Source organism: Halobacillus dabanensis, from assembly GCF_900114165.1.
GTDB lineage: Bacteria > Bacillota > Bacilli > Bacillales > Halobacillaceae > Halobacillus > Halobacillus dabanensis.
The window spans coordinates 125911-148572 of sequence record NZ_FOSB01000009.1; the positions used below are offsets into that span (position 1 = coordinate 125911).

General features: G+C 40.4%; 25 protein-coding genes, 1 tRNA gene, 1 riboswitch and 1 other annotated feature. Of the genes, 21 read left to right on the forward strand and 5 right to left on the reverse strand.

Annotated elements, in window-relative coordinates; all coding sequences use genetic code 11:
• Positions 1–19: 19 nt before the first annotated feature.
• The 7 genes from BMZ58_RS21350 to BMZ58_RS15360 all read left to right on the forward strand — a co-directional run bounded on the left by BMZ58_RS21350 (position 20) and on the right by BMZ58_RS15360 (position 4562).
• Complete coding sequence (locus tag BMZ58_RS21350) at positions 20–751, forward strand: helicase HerA domain-containing protein (RefSeq protein WP_208601423.1); 732 nt, start codon at positions 20–22, stop codon at positions 749–751.
• A gap of 40 nt (positions 752–791) precedes the next feature.
• Entirely contained in the window at positions 792–1325 is a 534-nt protein-coding gene (locus tag BMZ58_RS21355; RefSeq protein ID WP_208601424.1) for a hypothetical protein, read from the forward strand.
• Positions 1326–1552: 227 nt separating this feature from the next.
• Positions 1553–2044 (forward strand): hypothetical protein, encoded by a 492-nt coding sequence (locus BMZ58_RS15335; RefSeq protein WP_075037434.1) that lies wholly within the window; start codon positions 1553–1555, stop codon positions 2042–2044.
• Positions 2031–2225 (forward strand): hypothetical protein, encoded by a 195-nt coding sequence (locus BMZ58_RS15340; protein ID WP_075037435.1) that lies wholly within the window; start codon positions 2031–2033, stop codon positions 2223–2225. The genes BMZ58_RS15335 and BMZ58_RS15340 overlap by 14 nt, the downstream gene beginning before the upstream one ends.
• The gene (locus tag BMZ58_RS15345) at positions 2222–2728 is read left to right on the forward strand and encodes a hypothetical protein (protein WP_075037436.1); all 507 of its coding nucleotides are present in this window, start codon (positions 2222–2224) and stop codon (positions 2726–2728) included. The genes BMZ58_RS15340 and BMZ58_RS15345 overlap by 4 nt, the downstream gene beginning before the upstream one ends.
• A gap of 354 nt (positions 2729–3082) precedes the next feature.
• On the forward strand, positions 3083–3322 hold the full coding sequence (locus BMZ58_RS21360) for a MerR family transcriptional regulator (protein ID WP_075037438.1): 240 nt from the start codon (positions 3083–3085) through the stop codon (positions 3320–3322).
• Between the two features lie 97 nt (positions 3323–3419).
• Positions 3420–4562 carry a site-specific integrase gene (locus tag BMZ58_RS15360; RefSeq protein WP_075037439.1) on the forward strand — a complete coding sequence of 381 codons (1143 nt, stop codon included), beginning with the start codon at positions 3420–3422 and terminating at the stop codon, positions 4560–4562.
• A gap of 136 nt (positions 4563–4698) precedes the next feature.
• On the opposite strand, the gene BMZ58_RS15365 is transcribed toward BMZ58_RS15360, so the two are convergent.
• Positions 4699–4771, reverse strand: a tRNA-Ala gene (locus tag BMZ58_RS15365).
• Between the two features lie 290 nt (positions 4772–5061).
• Here BMZ58_RS15365 and BMZ58_RS15370 point away from each other — a divergent pair.
• From BMZ58_RS15370 to BMZ58_RS15405, 8 genes are all read left to right on the forward strand, one after another.
• Positions 5062–5835, forward strand: a complete 774-nt coding sequence (locus BMZ58_RS15370) for an ABC transporter ATP-binding protein (RefSeq protein ID WP_075037440.1) — start codon at positions 5062–5064, stop codon at positions 5833–5835.
• Positions 5836–5850: 15 nt separating this feature from the next.
• Complete coding sequence (locus BMZ58_RS15375; RefSeq protein ID WP_075037441.1) at positions 5851–7740, forward strand: AMP-binding protein; 1890 nt, start codon at positions 5851–5853, stop codon at positions 7738–7740.
• A gap of 1 nt (position 7741) precedes the next feature.
• On the forward strand, positions 7742–8626 hold the full coding sequence (locus tag BMZ58_RS15380) for a branched-chain amino acid ABC transporter permease (protein ID WP_075037442.1): 885 nt from the start codon (positions 7742–7744) through the stop codon (positions 8624–8626).
• Positions 8627–8630: 4 nt separating this feature from the next.
• Positions 8631–9692, forward strand: a complete 1062-nt coding sequence (locus BMZ58_RS15385) for a branched-chain amino acid ABC transporter permease (RefSeq protein WP_075037503.1) — start codon at positions 8631–8633, stop codon at positions 9690–9692.
• A gap of 68 nt (positions 9693–9760) precedes the next feature.
• Positions 9761–10969, forward strand: a complete 1209-nt coding sequence (locus BMZ58_RS15390; protein ID WP_075037443.1) for an ABC transporter substrate-binding protein — start codon at positions 9761–9763, stop codon at positions 10967–10969.
• 55 nt (positions 10970–11024) lie between these two features.
• The gene (locus tag BMZ58_RS15395; RefSeq protein WP_075037444.1) at positions 11025–11813 is read left to right on the forward strand and encodes an ABC transporter ATP-binding protein; all 789 of its coding nucleotides are present in this window, start codon (positions 11025–11027) and stop codon (positions 11811–11813) included.
• Positions 11814–12103: 290 nt separating this feature from the next.
• Entirely contained in the window at positions 12104–12820 is a 717-nt protein-coding gene (locus BMZ58_RS15400; protein ID WP_075037445.1) for a phosphatase PAP2 family protein, read from the forward strand.
• A 21-nt stretch (positions 12821–12841) separates the two neighbouring features.
• Positions 12842–13009 (forward strand): YqaE/Pmp3 family membrane protein, encoded by a 168-nt coding sequence (locus tag BMZ58_RS15405; RefSeq protein ID WP_075037446.1) that lies wholly within the window; start codon positions 12842–12844, stop codon positions 13007–13009.
• A 44-nt stretch (positions 13010–13053) separates the two neighbouring features.
• Here the strand turns inward: BMZ58_RS15405 and queE are convergent, their stop codons facing one another.
• From queE to queC, 3 genes are read right to left on the reverse strand one after another with little or no spacing between them, the layout of a single operon-like run.
• Positions 13054–13782: a 7-carboxy-7-deazaguanine synthase QueE gene (queE, locus tag BMZ58_RS15410; RefSeq protein WP_208601425.1), complete on the reverse strand. Its 729-nt coding sequence runs from the start codon at positions 13780–13782 to the stop codon at positions 13054–13056.
• The gene (gene queD / locus BMZ58_RS15415) at positions 13775–14242 is read right to left on the reverse strand and encodes a 6-carboxytetrahydropterin synthase QueD (RefSeq protein ID WP_075037448.1); all 468 of its coding nucleotides are present in this window, start codon (positions 14240–14242) and stop codon (positions 13775–13777) included. The genes queE and queD overlap by 8 nt, the downstream gene beginning before the upstream one ends.
• The gene (gene queC / locus BMZ58_RS15420) at positions 14242–14907 is read right to left on the reverse strand and encodes a 7-cyano-7-deazaguanine synthase QueC (protein ID WP_075037449.1); all 666 of its coding nucleotides are present in this window, start codon (positions 14905–14907) and stop codon (positions 14242–14244) included. Before queC ends, queD begins: the two co-directional genes overlap by 1 nt.
• An 86-nt stretch (positions 14908–14993) precedes the next feature.
• Positions 14994–15038: riboswitch (PreQ1 riboswitch) on the reverse strand.
• Between the two features lie 319 nt (positions 15039–15357).
• Positions 15358–15569 (forward strand) — a binding site (T-box leader).
• A 50-nt stretch (positions 15570–15619) separates the two neighbouring features.
• Between queC and BMZ58_RS15425 the strand changes: the two genes are divergently transcribed.
• From BMZ58_RS15425 to BMZ58_RS15435, 3 genes are all read left to right on the forward strand, one after another.
• A complete protein-coding gene (locus BMZ58_RS15425) occupies positions 15620–16855 on the forward strand; it encodes an argininosuccinate synthase (RefSeq protein WP_075037504.1) in 1236 nt (411 codons plus the stop codon).
• The gene (gene argH, locus BMZ58_RS15430) at positions 16848–18221 is read left to right on the forward strand and encodes an argininosuccinate lyase (protein WP_075037450.1); all 1374 of its coding nucleotides are present in this window, start codon (positions 16848–16850) and stop codon (positions 18219–18221) included. Before BMZ58_RS15425 ends, argH begins: the two co-directional genes overlap by 8 nt.
• Before the next feature lie 109 nt (positions 18222–18330).
• Entirely contained in the window at positions 18331–18669 is a 339-nt protein-coding gene (locus BMZ58_RS15435) for a hypothetical protein (protein ID WP_075037451.1), read from the forward strand.
• Positions 18670–18766: 97 nt separating this feature from the next.
• On the opposite strand, the gene BMZ58_RS15440 is transcribed toward BMZ58_RS15435, so the two are convergent.
• Positions 18767–19954: a M14 family metallopeptidase gene (locus BMZ58_RS15440; protein ID WP_075037452.1), complete on the reverse strand. Its 1188-nt coding sequence runs from the start codon at positions 19952–19954 to the stop codon at positions 18767–18769.
• Between the two features lie 209 nt (positions 19955–20163).
• On the opposite strand from BMZ58_RS15440, the gene BMZ58_RS15445 reads away from it, so the two are divergent.
• The 3 genes from BMZ58_RS15445 to BMZ58_RS15455 all read left to right on the forward strand — a co-directional run bounded on the left by BMZ58_RS15445 (position 20164) and on the right by BMZ58_RS15455 (position 22653).
• Positions 20164–21330 (forward strand): DEAD/DEAH box helicase, encoded by a 1167-nt coding sequence (locus BMZ58_RS15445; RefSeq protein WP_075037453.1) that lies wholly within the window; start codon positions 20164–20166, stop codon positions 21328–21330.
• A gap of 215 nt (positions 21331–21545) precedes the next feature.
• Entirely contained in the window at positions 21546–22187 is a 642-nt protein-coding gene (locus BMZ58_RS15450; RefSeq protein WP_075037454.1) for a class I SAM-dependent DNA methyltransferase, read from the forward strand.
• Between the two features lie 4 nt (positions 22188–22191).
• Positions 22192–22653, forward strand: a complete 462-nt coding sequence (locus BMZ58_RS15455) for an S-ribosylhomocysteine lyase (protein ID WP_075037455.1) — start codon at positions 22192–22194, stop codon at positions 22651–22653.
• Positions 22654–22662 lie beyond the last annotated feature (9 nt).

The window sequence follows — 22662 nt, forward strand, 5'->3', positions numbered from 1 at the left end:
ATGCGGGGAGTGAAATTACATGAAAAAGAAAACATATAGGATGCAACGCGGCATTTTCTCGTTTTCAATCATAATCATTTCCCTAATCTTTTGGCTGTTTTTTAATAAATACTATCCATTATTGATTGAGCGAGCTACAGTCATCCAATTGCCGAACATTGAATCGAAAATTTTCTTAGTACTTGCTGGATCAGTAACGTGCTGCTTATTTATTTGCTGGGGAATTCGTAATAAATGCTGGAAAGGTCTGTCTTTTGCCATCAGCTATTACTCAATAACTAAAAGGTTAAGAAGGCAAATAAAAGATGCACGTTTTGAGGATGAACGGGAATTTGACAACCGTTTAGTGAGATTACCAAAGATAAAGATTGTATTCGATGATAATCGAATTAGGACAACTGGAAAAGTGCTAATACAGAATTCTATTAACTTTGATAAAAAGCTTGAGGATATGCGAATTGATGCAGCATTAAAAGGATTCGTTAGTGAACGTCAATATTTATCACAAGATCGTGATTGGTATGTGTACGAGTTCTATTCTATTGGAGCGCAGAAACAACTTGAGATTAAGTCAGCAGAGAAATTGATTGAATGGTCAAACAAGACATCAGACGATTATGCCTTACGCTTAGATGAACGTGCAACTGTACCGTTTCATCATATGGGGTTAGTCGGGCAAACAGGTAGTGGTAAATCGTTTTTTATCCAAATGCTAGTTGAACAAGTACTTTCAAAAAAAGGTAGATCATGAGTTATTCATTATTGATCCGAAGCGCACAGACGTTTACCAAATGGCTAAATTCACAATAGGTATTGATCATACTGCCGATAAAACCAACTCTATTAATTTGATCAAACAATTTCATGACCGAATGAAAAAACGACAAAATGAGTTACAGGAGTATTTCAAATCAAACCGTAACAAAACTTACAAGGATGCTGGCTTACCCGCCTTATTCATGCTTATTGATGAGTTCGGTGCCTTAAGAGAGTCATGGAAGACTCTAGCAAAAAAGGAACGTGATGAAGTCGATAGCATACTGTCTGACGTTGCTTTCATGGGCCGTCAACTAGGGTGTATTCTATGGGTCGCTACGCAACAAATGAATGCACAGACGATGCCCACAGCGATTAGAGAACAGCTCGTTTTAAAGATTGCTTTAGGTGATAGTGATGAGCAAACATATAGAACTCTGTTTTCTTCTGGTGTAGAGATACCGCCAGTTCTGTTTACTGCTGGTCAAGGAATTTATAGCTATCCAGGATTAGCAGGCACGGAAAAACCACGGTTGTTGACAGTGCCATACTGTAGCTTTTTGAATTAGGGAACCTAGTTTTTCCTTAAGGAATGCCGGCACAGAGAGTGGAAGGGGACCCGCCGTTTAGGCGGGGAAGGTTCCGCTCCGTGCTTTACAACCTTTAGGAGAGCTGGGGTGCAGGTAATCACCCCAGCTCCAGTTAGGAGCAAAAACCATAACCAAGCCTGTCCTAATAGGCTATGAACCTTATAAAACTATTCCGAAAGTTTTATATATTAAGGAGTGAAAAGTACATGATAAAACCAGACATTGATCAATTTACACTCGTGCTACAAACAACGGATGTATTCGACTTTGATGAATGGCGTGAATGGGTTGCAAAAAACATAGTTAGTACATTCTTAATAAACTCTAAAATGCATATGCTATTCGACGAATTAGGTGAATCCGACACTAAACTGCCAGAAGGCTACACTGTAGGCTATTCACTAATTAATGCACCTTTTTACTTTTGCATCGCATACCATGAAGCATTTTCTAAAATGGGCGTGATTGTTAAATTCAGTGCATACGCATGGCACGAGTATCGAAAGCGATATGCGGAGAATTTTAATGAGCCAATTCATTTACACAACTTCTTCCAATTGATTGAATCAGATGACTATGAGTTTAGACTTTCACGAATCGACATGTACTGTGACTTTTTAAATGAGAACATTGACATTGCTAAATTAAAACGTTCCATAGAGGATGGAAGGACTGAATTGCGTTATGGGAAATATTAATAAAAGCTATCTCCAAAAAGTTATTGAAGATAACAAAGAAAAACCTTATAAGAAGAACAACTCAAAATTGTCCGATGTATCCAAAGACTTTCAAGCACAAACTTTGTATATAGGTGCAAAAGGGCGAAACACTAAAGTCCATTTACGTATTTATGATAAAAAAGAGGAACAACTATCATGAAGCATATGCGCCATATTGCCAAACAAGTAGATGACTGGACACGTGTCGAAGCAGAATTTTCTGGTGAATACGCACATCAATTAACAAATGTAATTAAAGAATGTAACTGCGATGAAGAATTAAAAAATATCATTATTAGTTCTCTAATTGATCGCTATATGTTCTTTTATACTAATTCTAATCGACCTCATAAGATAACTAGATTGATGCTTGATTTGCTAGATAAAAAGGATTTCCATTTTGAGTCACCATCTCCACGTAACAATCTGTTAGAACAATCAATAGACCATTTAATTAAAGGTTCTGGCCTTCTCCCCACATTGTGGAAAGTTCAACAAATATGGGGCAATAATACAGCGCAAGAATTAATAGAGTTTTTGTACACCCAATATTATGAGGGGTTTGAGCCTAACGATGATCATATCTCGTGGATAAATAAATATAAACCATATTATTTAACTCAAGGAATGCCTTGGGGAAAGGATGATACACATGCGAATTAACCATATTTCACACCATTTAAAAGAGCTTAAAGCAAACATGGACACTATTGAGGCATACATTTATGCGAATCTAGGACGAGTTGATAATTTCACACTGTCCGACGATGAGTTATTTAATAAGGTAAATTACCAGTTCAGGCTGTTCAAAGCCCGTTACACAAATCTACAGCTTGAATTAGATAACGAAAGGAAAAGGGGATCCAAATAAAGGAAACCTCTCTAATTTGACAGAGGTTCAAGAGCTTCCCCACCTTAAAAATAATGCATTATACATTCTGGAGTACCCAAAATTGATACCGCAATAAATTCATCAATGAAAATATGGATGTATAAAACCAAGGAGTGAAATAGGCAATGCAACCAGGTGAGCATGATATTTTAAAAACGATCAAAGAACAATTCGAAAAATACTTCAATTATATAAACGAGCAACAGGAATGGCTTGACCTGAAATCTGCCGCAAAATACGCAAACGTATCCTATAACACATTTATTAAATTCCGCACATTGGGTTTGAAAGTTGCTGAAATTGACGGTATTAAAAGAGTGAAAAAATCGGAGATCGACCGTTTCTTACAAGAGCAAAGCTATTAGAAAATTGTGGGTTTACCTTACAACTTAGGTATAATAATTGTGAGGTAAACCCTCTTTTTATCATTTGCCCCCGCAATTGATTTTAGGAGGTTACTCAATGATCAAAAAATATACCTTAAAAAACGGGAAGGTAAGGTATCAATTTCAAATTTATATTGGTACAGATGATTCAACTCAAAAACAAATGCGGACGACAAGAAGGGGCTTTAAAACCAAAAAAGAAGCAGAGCTTGCATTGGCAAGACTTAAGTTGCAGGTTAACAATGGGGAATATCGTAAAGAGCGTGCTGACACATTTAAGGAAGTTTATGAGTTGTGGTTACCTCAATATGAGAATACCGTTGAACAAAGCACATTTGTAAAAACAGTTAGCTTATTTGAACACCATATACTTCCAAATATTGGGGGTTATAAAATCAAAAAAATTACCATTGATAGGTGTCAAAAAGCTGTCAACGATTGGGCGGAAAAAATCAAAAACATCAGCAAAGTTAAGGCATATACATCGCGAGTATTTAACTTCGCTATAAAACGTGATTATATTCAAAAAAACCCATTTGATATAGTTGAAGTCCCAAGAAAAAAGAATAAACAACCGGATGAAACAGACGAGAAGAACTTCTACACACGGGAACAGCTTATTGAATTTCTTTCATGCCTTGAAAACGAAACAAACGTCAAAGCACACGTATTTTTCCGTTTACTCGCATTTAGTGGAATGAGAAAAGGGGAGGCCTTTGCGCTTACCTGGAATGACATAAGATTTAATACTAATGAAATAAGGATAAATAAAGCCATTTCTCGGGGACAAGCCAATAAACTTTACGTTAAGACAACAAAAACGAATGAAGCGAGATCGATTAAGATGGATGAAAAAACAATGGACGTATTAAAGAAGTGGAAAAAGAAACAGAAAGATGAATATTTTAAACTAGGTTTCGATACCTCTGAGCCAACTCAACTTGTTTTCAGCAATAAAGAGAATGAACTACTACAACCTAACAAAACTCGTGATTGGATTATATACGTGCAAGAGAAGTACCATTTAATGAGAGTAACGACACATGGTTTACGGCATACGCATTGCTCACTGTTATTTGAAGCTGGTGCTACTTTAAAAGAAGTACAAGATCGACTTGGGCATAGTGACATAAAAACCACTATGAATATATACACACACGTTACTGACAAAGCCCAAGAACAGGCAATACAAAAATTTTCAAGCTATATAGATTTATAAAAAATGACATCAAATTGACTACGTTTTTGACTACGCTTAAATGAAATTTGATGAAATCCACTGAAATAAAAAAAGTGTCAAAAACTTGTTATACCAAGCTTTTTGACACTTCATGAAAATGATTGAACTTGCAAAGTGGAGCATAGCGGGCTCGAACCGCTGACCTCTTCGCTGCCAGCGAAGCGCTCTCCCAGCTGAGCTAATGCCCCATATTTTTTTCGACAATTATTATTTTAGCTTTAGGAGGCATGAAAATCAAGGGTTATTTAGTAGAATTCCTATTAAATTGTGAGCATCATCATAAAATATATTTCTATTTAAATTTTCTTGTGGAGGAAGCGATACCATACCTACCGTATCAAAACTAATGTGAGTTGACAGGATATTACAATATACATAATATTCTTAAAATTAGGAAAATTGTATTGACTTCTTTAGGACAGGATATATAATACTTTTATAAAGATGTTAACGCTTACATAGGAGGGGGTTACCGCTTTTGTCCATTTTAGAAGTTGAAAATGTATCGATACAATTCGGTGGAGTAAAAGCGCTGGATGATGTTTCTTACAAGCTTGAAAAGGGAGAGATCTTCTCTTTGATCGGACCCAATGGAGCCGGGAAAACGAGTATGCTCAACTGTATTAGCGGTTTGTATAAACCAGCAAGTGGTTCCATCCGTTTCAAGGGTCAGGAAATTATTGGGATGAAACCCTATAAAAGAACTTCCTTAGGAATCGCACGTGCTTTCCAAAATATTGCTTTATTTGAGCATATGTCTGTCCTTGACAATTTGAAATTGGGACGTCATGTGAAAATGAAGGCAGGGTTGTTTTCCAGTGGCCTTTATTGGGGAGCGGCAGAAAAAGAAGAGGTGAATCACCGTCACTCTGTGGAACAGGTGATCGAGTTTCTTGAGATGCAGGATATTCGTCATACTCCAGTCGGAACTCTTCCATATGGTTTAAAGAAAAGGGTGGAAGTGGGACGAGCCCTTGCTCTTGAACCCGAAGTCATTCTGCTGGATGAACCGATGGCTGGAATGAACAGTTCGGAAAAGGAAGATATGGCACGATTTATATTAGATATGCATGAGTTGAATGGAATCACTGTGTTTTTAATTGAACACGATATGGGAGTCATTATGGATCTTTCTGATAAAATCGCTGTCCTGGATTTCGGTAAAAGAATCGGTTTTGGTACACCGGAAGAAATTCAGGAGAACCCGGATGTGATCAAAGCGTACCTTGGAGAGCAAGAAGTGACCACATAAGGAGGAGAGGGTTGAATGACTCAACGGACTTTGCCCCACCTTTTACTTGAAAAAGCGGAAAAACAAGGAACGAGAGTTGCCTTCCGCCAAAAGAACTTGGGGATATGGAAGGAATGGACCTGGCGTGAATATTACAAAGCGGTAGAAGCACTCTCACTAGGTCTTAAAGATCAGTTCCGCATACATCCTAACGACCGGGTTGGAATTATCGGTGACAATCGACCGCAGTGGCTCATCGCTGAACTAGCTGCTCAGTCACTCGGAGCTATACCTATTGGAATCTATCAGGATGCAGCAGTCCCCCAACTGGTTCATTACTTACAAGTGAGTGAACCGAGGCTATTGGTCGTTGAAGACCAAGAGCAGGTAGATAAACTATTGGAAATTATCGATCTGTTTCCGAATATAGAGGCAATTATTTATTACAATGAAAAAGGGTTACGGACATATTCCCATTCGAAGTTATTTGATATAAGAGATCTCCATTTTCGAGGGGGGAATCTTGCAAGTGAAGACCCTGCATACTTTGAAGAATGTATTAAACAACGGAAGCCAATGGATTTGGCACTCATTTCCTTTACTTCAGGGGTAACCGGTGAACCAAAAGCCGCAACCTTTACACATACCAACATCATACAAACCGCTACATCCATCAATGAAGTTGATTTAATTCAACCAGAAGATGACTACTTATCCTTCCTGTCACTAGCTTGGATTTGTGAACAAGTAATGGCGGTGGGGCTTTCCTTGACAAGGGGGTTGACGATTAACTTTCCTGAAGAGCCTTCCACTGTTTTGAACGATTTAAGAGAAATAGGACCACACATAATCCAGGCCCCTCCACGGACATTTGAGAACATTCGGACCCGCTTTCAAGTTCGAATCAATGATTCTACTCGCGTAAAGAAGAAAATGTACAAATTAACAAAACCAACTAGGGAGAAAAACGCATGGTTGAAATTGAGCAACCGTTCGGTCTCCTTTTCTTCGAGGCTTTCATACTATTTCGGTGACTTGTTCATGTTTAGTGCTATCCGAGATCATTTAGGGTTAGCTCGATTAAAGAGAGCCTATGTTACCGGAGGGAAGCTGAATGAAGATGCCTACGCTTTTTTTCAAGGGTTAGGAGTGAATGTAAAACAAACTTATGGAACGGTCGAAACTACCGGCTATGCCACCATCCAAAGAGATGAAGAACTGACTACTGTTGGTGTAGGCAAGCCTTTGCCAGGTTTATCCATGGGGATAACTTCACGGGGAGAGATCCAGGCAGAGGGTCTCCAAGTTTTCGCTGGTTACCTTGGCGAAAAAGCAACGGAAAGCTTTTCGACTGGTGATTATGGGACTGTGCTAGCCGACGGTGAATGGAAAATAGCAGGAAGGATGGATGAAAAACTAGCTCTTGATTCTACCGATGCCATTGCTTCAAGTGAGATTGAAACAGAATTGAGAAAGAGTTCTTACCTTCAAGAAGTGGTAGTCTTCGGGGAAGGTCGCCCTTATCTTACCGCTATGGTTACGATCCATCGTAATAGTGTCGGGCGCTGGGCGGAGAAGAATCAAATCACTTATACGAATTATCGTGATTTGACGACAAAACCTGAAGTGGTGCAACTAATTCGGGATCAAGTAATGGAAATAATTGCTCCTCATCCTGATGATAGAAAGATCAAGCGTTTTGTCATTCTTCCAGAAGAACTTCAACTTGCTAAAGGGGAGATGATATCTACACAAAAAGTTGTCCGCCATAAAGTTGGTGAAAATTATAAACGTTTTTTAGCAGCATTATATAACGATGAAGGGCAATTTGATACGTTCGCTCGTCCAATCTCTGACCAAGAAGATAACGGGCGCGGATTTGATATTCCGATCATTACGCTAGAAAGATCGCAGGGGGTGGCCTGAGTTGACGTTTTTTCTGCAAATGCTCGTTAGTGGGATTGTTGTTGGGAGTATATATGCGTTAGTTGCGCTAGGATTCGTGCTTATTTATAAGGCTAGTGACGCTCTGAACCTAGCGAACGGAGAGTTTGTCCTAATTGGATCTTATATCTGTTTAACACTTGTGACTGCTTTACAACTTCCATTTTTAGTAGCGTTATTGATTACTCTAGGTGTTTGTGCCGTTCTGGGCTTGATGGTAGAAAGAGTTGTTTTACGACCGTTGTTAAATGCACCGACGATTTCCATCATTATGGCTACCATCGGGCTTGGGAATTTATTGGCAGGTCTCGTCCACATGGTATGGGGGCACCAGACGCGGGTGTACCCTAATTTATTCCCTGATACTCCTGTAACGTTCGGGGGTGTTCTCATTACACCTGTCTACTTATGGTCATTCATCATCGTTATGCTATTACTGATCGTTTTTACTGTCTTTTTTAAATATTCAAAGATGGGAGTAGCCATGCGTGCGGTAGCAGATGATTTGCAAGCAGCTGCTAGCATGGGAATTAATGTGAAACGGGTATTCGCTATCACATGGGCAATTGCCTGTATTGTAGCTGCTGTCGGTGGTGTGTTGCTCGGAAATATTAATGGTGTCAATGCAACCATGAGTGTCATCGGTCTTACAGTATTACCTGTCGTTATCCTGGGAGGGTTGGACAGCATTCCAGGAGCCATCGTTGGTGGCTTCATCATTGGAATTCTTCAGAGTATTGCCGGAGGATATTTGGACCCACTTGTTGGTGGTGGGCTGAAAGAAGTCTTTCCGTTCTTCATCGTCATTCTTATTCTCATGTTTAAGCCGTATGGTCTTTTTGGAAAAGGTGGTATGGAAAGGGTGTGAGTTGGTGAAAAATCCATTTGTCATGGAATGTGGTAATTACAAAACTCGTTACGACAAAGATATGGCTATTTTCTCTACAAAACGTGTGAAGGTGAGAATGCTAACCCTTACGCTGCTAGCATTCTTATTCCCGCTTCTTGCAGATAGTTACATTATCGGTCTTGCTACCCTTTGTGCTATTGCATCGATCGGGGCCATCGGACTCAATATTCTAACGGGTTTTACAGGACAAATATCGATAGGTGTCGGTGCTTTTCTGGGGGTGGGAGGATACACATCAGCAATATTGACGAGCACTTTAGGATGGAGCTTTTGGATTGCTTTACCTGTCGCCGGAATTGTGACAGCTTCTGTCGGAGCTTTATTCGGAATTCCTTCCTTGAGATTGAAAGGACTGTATTTGGCTATTGCTACATTGGCTGCACAGTTCATTATCCTTTTTGTCATAAGCAGATGGACCGGTGTTACAGGAGGGACATCGGGGATGGTGTTGCAAAGACCTTCGATCGGTAGTTTTTCTCTTATGTCAGCTAGTAGTTATTATTATCTGTGCTTAATGATTCTTTTGTTTACGATCGTTTATTCATTGAATATATTTCGAAGTCGGACAGGTCGGGCATTCTTAGCCGTCCGTGACCGGGACGTTGCTGCTCAAATTATGGGTATAAATTTATTCACATACAAAGTATTATCTTTTGCCATCAGTTCGTTTTTTGTGGGGGTAGCAGGTGCTCTGTTAGCTCATTATACTATGATTGTCAGCCCCGAACTTTATAGTATCACGGTTTCTATTCAATACCTGGCCATGATTTTAGTCGGTGGTTTGGGGAGTATACTTGGTGCTGTACTTGGAGCTATTTTTATCACCCTTCTACCTGTCGGTCTGGGGATGTTTGTCGATCAGTTCGCTGTATATATGCCTGACATGCAGAATACATTGGCAGCCTTCCAAGAGCTTGCTTTCGGTGCTGCAATTATTTTGTTCTTAATTTTCGAACCCGGAGGTTTAGCACATATTTGGAGTAACATTAAGAATTACTTTAAACTTTGGCCATTTTCTTATTAGCGAGAAGAGTGAAGGGTCTTTGGATGTTTCGCTCTAAAATAAACATTATTGGAGAGGGAGTCGAGAAAATGATCAACAAGTATGCGAAAGTGACACTGTTGTTCTTGAGTGTAGTGTTTATGTTGGGAATAATGGCTGCTTGTGGTGAGGATGCAAGTTCAAGTGGAGGGGACGCGGAGGCTTCTGATGGCGATACAGTAAAAATTGGTGCCCTATTTGACATTACCGGTGGGACCGGAGACGTAGGAACTCCTTATGCAGATGGAGAAAAGGCATTTTTTGAATATTTGAATAGCCAGGGCGGTATTGACGGGGTTCATGTAGATCTTAGTGGTGATGATTATGCTTATGATATGGCAAAAGGTCAGCGCCTCTATCAGGAATTACGAGACAAAGACAAGGTCTCAGCAATTCTTGGATGGGGTACAGCAGATACGGAGGCTTTACGTCAACAAGTTGCGAATGACAAATTGCCATACTTCTCTGCATCTTATTCTGAAAACTTGAAGGATTTGGATGAAAGCCCTTACAACTTTTTGACAGCTGCAACGTATTCTGATCAAGGCCGTGCTGTCTTAAAGTGGATTAGCGAGAATCATGAAGGAAGCAATCCTACGCTTGCCCTGCTATATAATGATACCGCCTTCGGACAATCACCTATTGAGGATATTAAAGAATATGCAGCAGAAGTAGGGGTAGAAGTCGTCGATGAGCAGGTCATTCCTGTCACGGCAACAGAAGCTCAATCTCAAATGTTGAATATGGAAGAGAAAAATCCAGACTATGCAATCATACAGCAAACATGGGGAGCGACAGCCACCATCTTAAGAGAAGCCCAAACTTTAGGTAGTGATACACAATTCATCGGTTTAAACTGGGCGACTGGTGAAGGGGTCGTCGAAATTGCAGGAGATGCTGCGGAAGGAATGATAGGTGTGGTTACACATGCCTTTCCTTATGAAGATTTAGAAGGACTCTCTGAAATCGAAGAGTATCTTGAATCGAAAGGGGAAAGTCTGGAAGATGTCAGCCAAAAGTTCATCCAGGGATGGGTGACTGCCAAGATTATGTCTGAAGGTATTAGCAATGCTGAAGAGTTGAATGGTGAAGGGATTCGAAAAGGAATTGAACAAATCAAGGACTTGGATTTAGGTGGTCTTGCTGCACCTGTCAGTTTTTCTGAAGACAATCATGCAGGAACGAATAAAGTTCGCTTAGCAGAAGTGAAAAACGGACAATTTGAAGTGATTACAGACTATTTCAGTTATGAAGATTGATTAAAAGGGGTCTCGCCACGGGACTCCTTTTTTGAACTAAGGGAGGAAGAACGTTATGCTGCATGTAGATAATATAGAAGTAGTATATTCGAAAATGATACTCGTGTTGAAAGGGATGTCCCTTCAGGTTCCTGACGGTAAGATTGTCGCCTTGCTTGGAAGTAATGGTGCGGGTAAATCAACGACACTAAAGGCGATTTCCGGTTTATTGGGTGGAGATGGTGGACAAGTGACAAAAGGGAAAATCGTCTATGAGGAGAAAGATATTACAGCATGGAGCCCTGATAAAATAGTTCAACAAGGGGTCTTTCAAAGTATGGAGGGAAGGCGCGTTTTCAAGCATTTAACCGTTGAAGAAAATTTGATGGCAGGTGCCCATTCAAGGAAAGATCGTCGGAATATCAAAAAAGATATGGAACGAGTTTATCACTATTTTCCAAAGTTAAAGGATTTGAATTCTCGCCATGCAGGATTGTTATCAGGTGGAGAACAGCAGATGCTGGCGATAGGAAGGGGCATAATGGCCAAACCGAAGATGTTGTTATTAGATGAGCCTTCGCTTGGAATCGCCCCTTTACTTGTGAAAGAAATTTTTAAAAACATCAAACAAATTAATGAAGAAGAAGGAATGTCCATACTTGTTGTAGAACAGAATGCGAATGTTGCCTTATCTATTGCGGATTACGGTTATATTATAGAAGATGGACGTTCGGTCATGGAAGCTCCTGTTTCGGAGTTATTAACGAATCAGGAGGTCCAAGAACACTACCTCGGCATGAGTGAAGAAGGTCGTAAAAATTACAGAGAAGTGAAAGCTTATCGTAAAAAGCAACGTTGGATATGATTGAAGACTCGGGACTCCCTAATGGGAACCCGAGTTTTGTTTTAAAAAGGTCCTCTCGTGCATACTAAATATAGAAAAAAATCACCCCTTTGCTGTAGAGTTAGCTAGGACCTGGAGCAGGGATGAGCATATACGTAACTTTACCCGAGTTGAAGATGTGTATAAAGCTTTGCAGAATCATTTAATGATATAGGGAGAGTCACTCTCTTGAACTGTATATTATAGGATTAATCTTAATCGCGTAGGGGAAGGGATTATTGTAATCATTTATGCAGTAAGGAGGATGGAGGTTGTTATTTTCTGGTACAAAGCTTTCGGATTTATCGAAAGCATCCATTATATTAATCTTAGTGGGTTTCACACTCCTTGGGGGAGCGGTATACTTTTTTCAAGAGATTGCAGAAGATGTACTGGAAAAAGAGAAATTCGCAATTGATCAAGCCGCGACTGATTTTGTTAGGTGGATCAGTACACCCTTTTTGGATAGTATGTGGGCTTGGATTACTGAATTAGGGTCAGTTATATTCATTACCATAGCATCGATCGTTTTATTTGTGTATTTATTCTTCTTTTCTCCATTCAGTAGGTGGGTCGGTATATATTTTGCGATTAATATGATCGGAATCAGTTCACTGACCACATTTTTAAAAGTCACCTTTGGGCGTGAACGTCCTGAAATTCTAGCTGAGTATGATGGAACTGGATTCAGCTTTCCAAGTGGTCATACAACCGGATCTGTTGTTTTTTATGGCTTCCTGATCTACGTGATTGTCGTCAGTCCATTGAAGAAAGCTTGGAAGTTGTTAATCAATTCGGTATTAGGATTACTGATCCTTTTGGTTGGATTATCGAGGGTATATTTAGGTGTGCACTTTTTATCAGATGTCTTAGGTGGGTTTCTATTTGGTCTTACTTGGTTGCTCATATGTATAGCGGCATTGGAAATAACCATTTGGAATCAGCGGAGGCGCCAGCTGAAGATTGATACCCAAAAAGAAAAAATATAAATCGAAAGAGGAGTGGTTCTAGTGTTATATATTTTAGTGATTTTTTTGCCGCCATTAGCTGTTTTGTTTACAGGGAAACCTATGAAGGCCCTGCTTAATTTAATTTTGACCATGATCTTTTATGTACCAGGGGCAGTCCATGCGGCGGTCGTAGTTAAAAGTCATTATGATGAAAAGAAAAGGTTATAATGAAAAAGCCTGAGAGAACATGATTCTCTCAGGCCTTTTCATTTTTAAACGCCTCGTTTGTTTCCCCACACCAGGGCGTGCACTTGTGGAAGGACACGTACACGGTTAAGCTTAGATGATTCTACGACTTTATCGATCAACCATTCATATTGATGAAGCAGGTGACTTGCTAGTGTGTTAGATTCATTTTCTTCTAAATCATCATTACCGACTTGTAAAAAGAAAGGGATATCAGAGTAACGCTGATGAACCTTTTCTGCATAACTTAAGTCACTTTCATTGAAAATGACGACTTTCAAGCTTGTGTTATCGATGCGGCCTGCAGTTCTTAAGCGTTGAATAATGTCGTCAAGGACGTCCCAATTTGTTGTCATTTTTGAACTTGGGGGTTTGGGTGAAATTGTTAAATCATCGATTTCAGGGAACCAGTCTTGCCAGCGGCTGCCCTGTGTTTCAAGAGCGACTTCAATCCCCTTTTCATGTAAAGGGGCGATGAGTTCGTCTAAGTTCTTTAATAAGGCAGGATTTCCACCAGAGATCGTGACATGGTCGAACTGGTTGCCACCTGTATTGATCAATCGATTGATGATCTCTTCTGCCGTTAATCGTTCTATTTCTTCTTTCGCGCTTCCGTCCCAGGTAAATGCAGAGTCACACCATGCACAACTATAGTCACACCCCGCTGTACGGACAAACATTGTTTTTCTTCCAACGACCATACCTTCTCCCTGAATGGTCGGGCCGAAGATTTCCAGTACAGGATACTTATTCACAATTCATCCACTCCCGTCTTGCTTCCGCATAACTTGTCGGTGTTTCGTAAAGTTTTACGAATTCGACCCGGCAATCATTTGCATTCCCTTTTAGCGCTTCATTCATTTTTTCATAAATCCAAACGACCATATTCTCTGCCGTCGTATTCATGTTAGGAAGTGTGTCGTTTAAATAACGATGATCCAAATGGACTTCAATCTTCTCTTTCCAAATTTTCTTGAGATCCCCAAAGTCAATGACAAGGCCAATATCATCAGTAAAACCGCTAACTCCGAAAATGACTTTATACGTATGCCCATGCAGGTTCTTACATTTTCCTTCGTAGCAATGTAAATGGTGTGCAGCATCGAAAGTGAACTCTTTGCTAACAAGAACACGCTTTTGATGGTATTTCAATTCATGACGTTTTATGTCCTGGTCGATTTTTTGTAAGTTCTCAACAATCGTGAAGTCGTACATTATCCTGACACCTCTTTATTAGCTAAGTAAGTATCCAGACCATTCTTGCGGAGTTCGCAGGCTGGGCAGTTGCCGCAACCATCCCCGCGGATACCGTTATAACAAGTCAATGTATTCTCGCGAACGTATTGGAAGGCATTTAATTCATCAGCCATTTCCCATGTTTCTGCTTTATCGAGCCACATGAGGGGAGTATGAACGACAAATTCATCATCCATCGACAAATTCAATGTGACGTTCAATGATTTAACAAAGACGTCACGACAATCTGGATACCCACTGAAATCTGTCTCACATACGCCTGTAACGATATGTTTTGCACCGATTTGACGGGCCAGAATTGTTGCAAATGACAAGAACAATAAGTTTCTTCCTGGTACAAAAGTGGAAGGAAGTTCTCCCTCATTTCCACCCTCTACTTCAATATCGTCTCTTGTCAGTGCGTTCGGAGCCAATTGGTTAAGCAAGGACATATCGAGGATATGATGACGGACATCCATATCTTCCGCGATTTCTTTGGCAACATTTATCTCTTCATTATGCCGTTGGTTGTAATCGAAGGTAACGACTTCTACAGAATCAAATTTTTTTAAAGCCCAAAATAGGCAGGTGGTGCTATCTTGACCTCCACTGAATACAACGACAGCTTTATTGTTTTTTTCCATAAAAAAATTCTCCTTTCATTATCGAAAAAGAGAATTCTATACACCCAAAACCATTAAAAAAACCATACCTAAGGTAAGGTATAGTTCCATCCTTAGTTTTTTATAGAGGGTGTTGCTAGAACCTCTCCTGCTATGAAGCAGACTTTATATAATCTTTATCCCGATAATTGTAACATGAGTACAAGTAGGAAGGGAAGCCCTGAAAAGTCTTTATGTTGATGTTCAGCCAAAGAGTGAGGGGGCTCAGCGCCCGCCTCGCGGAAAGCGACTTTTTCCCGCAGCGTCTATACTCACAAAAATATCGAAACTGAGTGTTCAAGGTAAGAGAGCTTTAGTAGGAGGTGAGAGGTTATGAAAATCTTAAACTCAAAAACTTTTTCTATGAATTAAAATAATCTGTTGACTTTTACGCACGTTTTTGTATAATTATGAGTAATATATTATAAAAATACACATTCGTGGATGAAGAGAGTACGTATGAATTCGATCACAGCGAACTGGGGACGGTGGGAGCCCGGTATTCGTTTAATACGGAAACGCACTTCTGAGAAGTTTGGTGAAATAAAGTAGCCAGAACCGGGAGCACCCGTTATCAGTTTCGAGTTGGTCTGGATATACAGGCAATGAGAGTGGCACCGCGGATGATTAAATCCGTCTCTTACCTAAAGTAGGAGGCGGATTTTTTATGGACAATTATAAGGAGGTAATCAATATGACAAAACCAAAAGTAGTATTAGCTTATTCCGGAGGTCTGGATACATCAATTTCAATTAAATGGATACAAGAAAAGTACGGCTATGATGTGATTGCATTAGGGCTCGATGTCGGGGAAGGGAAAGACCTGGAAACGATTCGAAAAAAAGCTTTGGATGTTGGAGCCATTAAAGCCATTATGATTGATGCTAAAGAACTTCTGGCGGAACAGTATTTGATGCCAGCACTGAAAGCCAATGCTCTTTATGAAGGGAAATACCCATTATCATCTGCATTATCTCGTCCTTTGATTTCAAAATTACTCGTGGAGGTCGCTGAACAAGAAGGAGCAGTTGCGGTCGCACATGGTTGTACAGGAAAAGGAAATGATCAAGTGCGTTTTGAAGTTTCCATTCAAGCTCTGAATCCAGATCTTGAAGTAATTGCCCCTGTCCGTGAGTGGGGAATGACACGCGATGAACAAATCATATATGCAGAGGAGAAAGGAATACCAGTACCTGTCAATCTGGATAATCCATTTTCCATTGATGCGAACATATGGGGACGTGCATGTGAAGCGGGTGTGCTGGAAGATCCATGGAAAGAAGCACCGGAAGCAGCTTATGCCTGGACCAATCCAATTGAAGAAACACCAGATCAAGCCGATACTATTGAGATCGATTTCGTAGAAGGGAAGCCAGTCGGGTTGAATGGAGAGAAGATGGATTTAGTCCCTCTTATCGAGTATTTAAATGAGCTTGGCGGCAAACATGGCATCGGAAGAATCGATCATACGGAAAATCGCCTTGTTGGTATTAAATCAAGAGAAGTTTATGAGAATCCAGCAGCCATGATTTTGATCAATGCTCACAAGGAATTGGAATTTTTGACTTTGACAAGAGAAGTCTCTCAGTACAAAGTAAATGTCGATCAACAACTTGCTAAAATCATCTATGATGGTCTATGGTATTCGCCTCTTCAACCAGCATTGTCTGCGTTCGTTGATGCTACTCAATCCGTCGTTACTGGAACAGTCAAGGTGAAACTGTTTAAAGGACACCACACAGTTATCGGTAAAAAATCGCCGGTAAGTTTGTATAATGAAGAGCTCTCCACTTATTCTAAAGAGGATGCATTCGATCATAATGCTGCCGTTGGTTTCATCAAGCTTTGGGGGTTACCTACAAAGGTCCATGCAGATGTTCATAAAGGGGAGAAGTTACTCGAGCAAGCTGTGGTGACACAACATGACTAAGTTATGGGGCGGACGTTTTACAAAACCAACAAATAAGCTGGTGGAAGAGTACACTTCTTCCATCAGCTTTGATCAAAAATTAGCTTTGCAGGATATTAAGGGTAGTATCGCGCATGTCGAAATGCTGGGTTCTTGTAATATCCTTGAAATGGATGAAGTATGGAAAATCAAAGAAGGTCTTCTTTCCATTGAAGAAAAAGTTAAAAAAGAGGAAGTCACTTTTTCCGTGGAACATGAAGATATCCATATGAATATTGAAAAACTGCTAATCGAGGAAATCGGTCCTGTTGGCGGTAAATTACACACAGGTCGGAGCCGGAACGATCAAGTAGCGACAGATATGCATTTGTATTTGCGTGAAAAAACAGAAGGGTTGATTGAACTTGTAGAGGCCGTTCAATCATCCTTAGTAGAGCAAGCGGAACAGCATATGGAAACGATCCTCCCAGGGTATACGCACCTGCAGCGGGCCCAACCGGTATCGTTCGGCCATCACTTAATGGCATACTTTTGGATGTTCGAACGAGATAAAGAGCGCCTGCAAGACAGTATGAAACGCATCAACTGGTCCCCACTAGGGGCAGCTGCATTAGCTGGGACGCCGTACCCTATAGATAGAAAAGCAACCTCTGACGCCCTGGGGTTCGATCAACCTTATCCGAACTCCCTGGATGCTGTCAGTGATCGTGATTTCATCCTTGAGTTCTTATCTATATCTTCTATTATGATTACACACATTTCGCGGTTGTCAGAGGAATTGATTTTGTGGGGGAGCCAGGAATTCCAGTTTGTTGAATTGGATGATGCGTTCTGTACAGGGTCGAGTATCATGCCACAAAAGAAAAATCCAGATGTCCCTGAACTTTTACGTGGGAAGACGGGACGGATTTATGGTCATCTTATGGGGCTGCTCACATTATTGAAAGGATTACCTCTTGCCTACAACAAGGATATGCAGGAAGACAAAGAGGGAATGTTCGATACAGTTGAGACACTTGAAGGAGCATTGTCATTGCTCGCTCCGATGCTTGCCTCTATGCAAGTAAAGGGCGACCAAATGAAGAATGCCGTTAAAGAAGACTACTCGAATGCCACCGATATTGCCGACTATCTTGCTGTCAAAGGCATGCCTTTCCGTGAAGCGCACGAAGTGATCGGAAAAATTGTTCTTTATTCTATTCAACAAGAAAAGTATCTCCTTGATTTATCCTTAGAGGAGTATCAACAGTTCTCTACACTATTTGAATCGGACATTTTCGAAAAACTTCAGCCTGATCAAGTAGTTGCTGCGAGAAATAGTGAAGGTGGAACAGGTTTCAAACAAGTGGAAAATCAAATTCAGCTAGCCAAAGAGCATCTCTCCTAAGAGAGGTGCTTTTTTAGTGGGGGGGTAAATAGTTCATCGTCCAGAGGTTTGAACCCATATTCAGAAGGGGATTATAACTGTACAAACCTTTATGGAGGGGGATGGTCGTATGAAAACTATTCAAGCATATTTTCCGACAGAAAATGATGCAGAAAGTGCAAAAGCATCGTTGCAATCCTTGTCCGTCAAACAGGATACAGTAGAAGTAATCCCAGAGGATACGGATTTGGCACCAATCGTTCCTGTGGCAGGTTCAACGAATACAGGCGGAGGGACTTTTAATTTCACAGAAGTCGTCACACCAAACCATGACCGGAATAGTGCTCTTTCTGACAAAAAGCATTTGACTCATGTTCTCCATTTTTCAGTGAAAGAAGAAGAATATGACCGTGCTATCCGAGTCATAGAGGAACATGAGGGACACATGAACCGGATGGATCTTGAATGAAAGAAGAAAACCCTGTAAGGATCAATGACCTCACAGGGTTTTCTTCTTCATGGTCGTTCTTTAGCATGTAAGGCTACTAAGCGTTTTTTGTTTTGATTTACATATATAAGCTGGCTAAGAAGATGCCAATGGTTTCTTGGTATATTTCATCGAATTGATCGAGGGGGAGAGGGTTGACTCCTTCCCCTAATTCAACGGTGAACCCTGGTTGCCGGAATTCTTGGATGAACCAGTCTTTATAACCTGAGAAACTATCGACATAGCGAATCGGTTCATAACCGCTCACCCTACCAAATTCATTCACGATCGTCATTGACCGGGGAGGTTCGAGCCCCTCGTATCCCCAAAAAATGACTTCTCCTTGTGTATGGAAAGCTAGCATCTTTTCAAAGTTACGATCCCTTGCCAATTCCGCCATCGCAACCGTTTCCGGTTCAGTTAGTGGCTGATATCCAGGGAAATCTCTAGGTGAAGGTTCTGTCGGCTTCCTTGCAGCATCCACTTCCCATTTAGCAGGGTATTGGTTGTTGAGATCAACACCACGAATATTGGCTTTCCACCCAGAAAAGTCTGTGCTTCCTGAGTTGATGCGTGAAGCTTCCTCTCCGAAGTTCCCTTCTGGAGGTCCATTCAACACCAGGTTCACTCCGTCTGGGTTGACCATAGGAACGATAGAGAGGGTAACTTGATTATAAAAAGGATTCATTTCCAACCCTCGAATGGTTTCTTTGTTCGTCAAAGCAAGTAAATACTCATTTAGAAACTGCATTATCACAGCAGATGTAATCCATTCATTGGCATGAAAAGACCCATTCCAATGTACTATTTTTCCCCCTCTTCCAATTTGTATCTCATCTAAATCTTTCCCCATTACACTATTACCAATGGTTTGGCGGCGTATAAAAGGATAAAGTTCATACAATTCATTGAGATCATTAGTCAATATATTAAAGTCATAGGGTCGATTTCCATCTACAACTCGATATGTGACTTGAACGGGAATGACAATGGTCTGCCCCACTTGAAGTTTTCTCGGATTGACAGAAGGGTTTAATAGGGCAATGGAATCCAGCGAAATTCTTCGTTCACTCGCTATTTTCCAAAATGTATCACCACTTTGGACTTGATACCGACTCGTTTGATACCCGGGAATCCGTATCGTCTGACCGATTTGCAATGAGGAAGGATCTGCATCAAGATTAGAATCGACAATTAAATCCAAAGGAACATTAAAAAGATTGGAATAATACCATAATGAATCACCATTTCGAACTTTGATGTCCAAAAACAAGACCTCCTTTTACAGTCCTTATTAAAATTATATGGAAAGGTTATGAGGAAGATGAAACAAACAAGGCTGACCTTATATTTCACCATTTCCTACATAAGGTTGTTTTTTTAGGTACAATAAGGCGTAATGGATTATTTGAAGGGATCGGTTTTGGGTAGTAGTCTAAGAAAAATTTTTATTATAAGGAAAGTAGTGTGGTAATAATGCAACCATTTGAAAAACTAGGCGTATCGAAGGAATTAGCGGACATGTTAAAGCGAGAGGGTATTGCGTCTCCTACACCTGTTCAAAACAAGGCGATTCCACCTCTAATGAACGGCGAAGATCTTATTGCTCAAGCACAAACTGGAACAGGGAAGACCTTCGCATTTGTTTTACCGATTTTACAAAAAGTCGATTCTACTTCCAATGAGGTCCAAGCGGTAATCATTACACCTACAAGGGAATTGGCTTTGCAAATCACAAATGAAGTGAACAAACTGAAGAACAAAGATACACATGTATTGGCCGTTTATGGCGGTCAGGATGTAGCGAAACAAGCAAATAAACTGAATGGCAAAGCCCATATTGTTATTGCGACCCCTGGTCGTTTATTGGATCACTTGAGAAGAGAGACAATAAGCCTTGATCATGTCCGTCATCTTGTCCTTGATGAAGCTGATCAAATGCTTGAAGCAGGTTTTCTGCCGGATGTTCAAGATATTCTCGCCCAAACGACCAAAGAACGACAAACGATGTTATTTTCAGCAACTATTTCGCAACAAGTTCAGACTCTTGCTAAGAAAATCCTGAAAAACCCTAAACGGATTGAAATCAAAGAAGAAAAAGTCACTGTTTCGAATATTAAACAATTGCTATATGAAACGACAGATCGTGCTAAGCAGGAAACGTTATTGCAAATCATGGAAAAACATCGTCCATTTTTAGCAGTTATTTTCTGTCGTACAAAAAGAAGGGCCAAAAAACTGAATGATGCATTAGTAGCGAAGGGTTATGAAACAGAAGAACTTCATGGTGATCTTTCTCAAGCCAAACGTGAAAAAGTAATGCAACGCTTTCGTGATGCGAAGATTCAATACCTAGTTGCGACAGACGTCGCGGCAAGAGGATTGGATGTAGAGGGGATTACCCATGTATTCAATTATGATATTCCACAGGATCCAGAGAGTTATATCCACAGGATAGGCAGGACAGGTCGCGCGGGAGGAAAAGGACTCGCGATTACCTTTGCGGCACCAAAAGATAAACAAGCACTTCAACAGATAGAAAAACATATCAAACAGAAGTTGGAAAGAAGGACAGTTGCAAACCTCTCTCCCGGAAAGAGAGAAGGAGATTCACCCGAAAGAAGAAAGAGAAGTGAAAAATAACAGAGAAACAGCCAGCGTTACGAAAAGTGACTGCTGGCTGTTTTTCTTCACCATCATTTCAATGACAGGACCAAAGCGGAAAAAAGAGTCATCATCTATTTAATAAATTTCTAGAAAACAATAACGTTGAGCTATGATATGAAATATGATACATTATATAGTGTAATTCCGAGTTAACACATTGGAATTATAAATAATGAGGAGAGATGAACATAATGGGGATGGAATTCGTCGACCTATTTAACCAATGGGCGAGTTCGTATGATGATACAGTCGCTGGAAAAGATCCAGAGTACCGGGAAGTATTTGAGGGTTATGAGGAGATGTTAGAGCGTCTCGCTAATCTTTCTAAATCCCCGGTTATGGAGTTCGGCGTCGGAACCGCTAATCTTACAAGAAAAATGATTGAGCAGAATAAAGTGGTTTTAGGAGTAGAACCCTCGTCAGAGATGCGACGGATTGCTAAAGTGAAATGTCCGGAAGCAGCCATTTATGATGGGAATTTCCTGGAGTACCCTTCTCTCTTAACACCGATTCGGTCAATTATCAGTTCTTTCGCTTTCCATCATTTGACTTCTGATGAAAAAAGAGAAGCACTCCAAAAGTTCCGTGAACATTTGGAAGATGATGGAGAAGTGATTTTCATCGATACACTATTCAAAGATGAAGCACATAAACAAGCATTAATCCAAGATGCTGAAAAGCAAGGTTTTTTAAATTTAGCTAGAGATTTGCAGGAAGAATACTATCCTTATCTCGAAGATATAAAAGAGATCTTTGTAGAAGAAGCCTTTGAGGTAACTTTTGAACAACTAAACAAATACGCTTGGTTAATCCAAGCCAGAAAAGGGGAATGATCATATGCCGAAAATGAACGTAGAAAGTTTCAATCTTGACCACACAAAAGTAAAAGCTCCTTATGTGCGCCTTGTCGGAGTGACTGAAGGAGAGCATGGAGATAAAATTTATAAATACGACCTCCGTATTAAACAACCGAACCAAGAGTATATGGATATGCCTGCACTCCACTCTCTCGAACATTTGATGGCCGAAAATAGCCGTAATCATCATGATCGTATCATTGATATCGGTCCAATGGGGTGTCAAACAGGCTTCTACTTAGCTGTACTGAATGACGATAGCTATGAAAATGTGTTGAATGTGATTGAAAACACGCTGAAAGATGTCCTGGAAGCAGATGAAGTACCTGCTTGTAACGAAGTACAGTGTGGTTTTGCAGCTAGTCACAGTTTAGAAGGAGCTAAGAAGCTTGCTGAAGAATTGTTAGACAAACGTAATGAATGGACAGAAGTTTTTCAATAAAAACGGGAG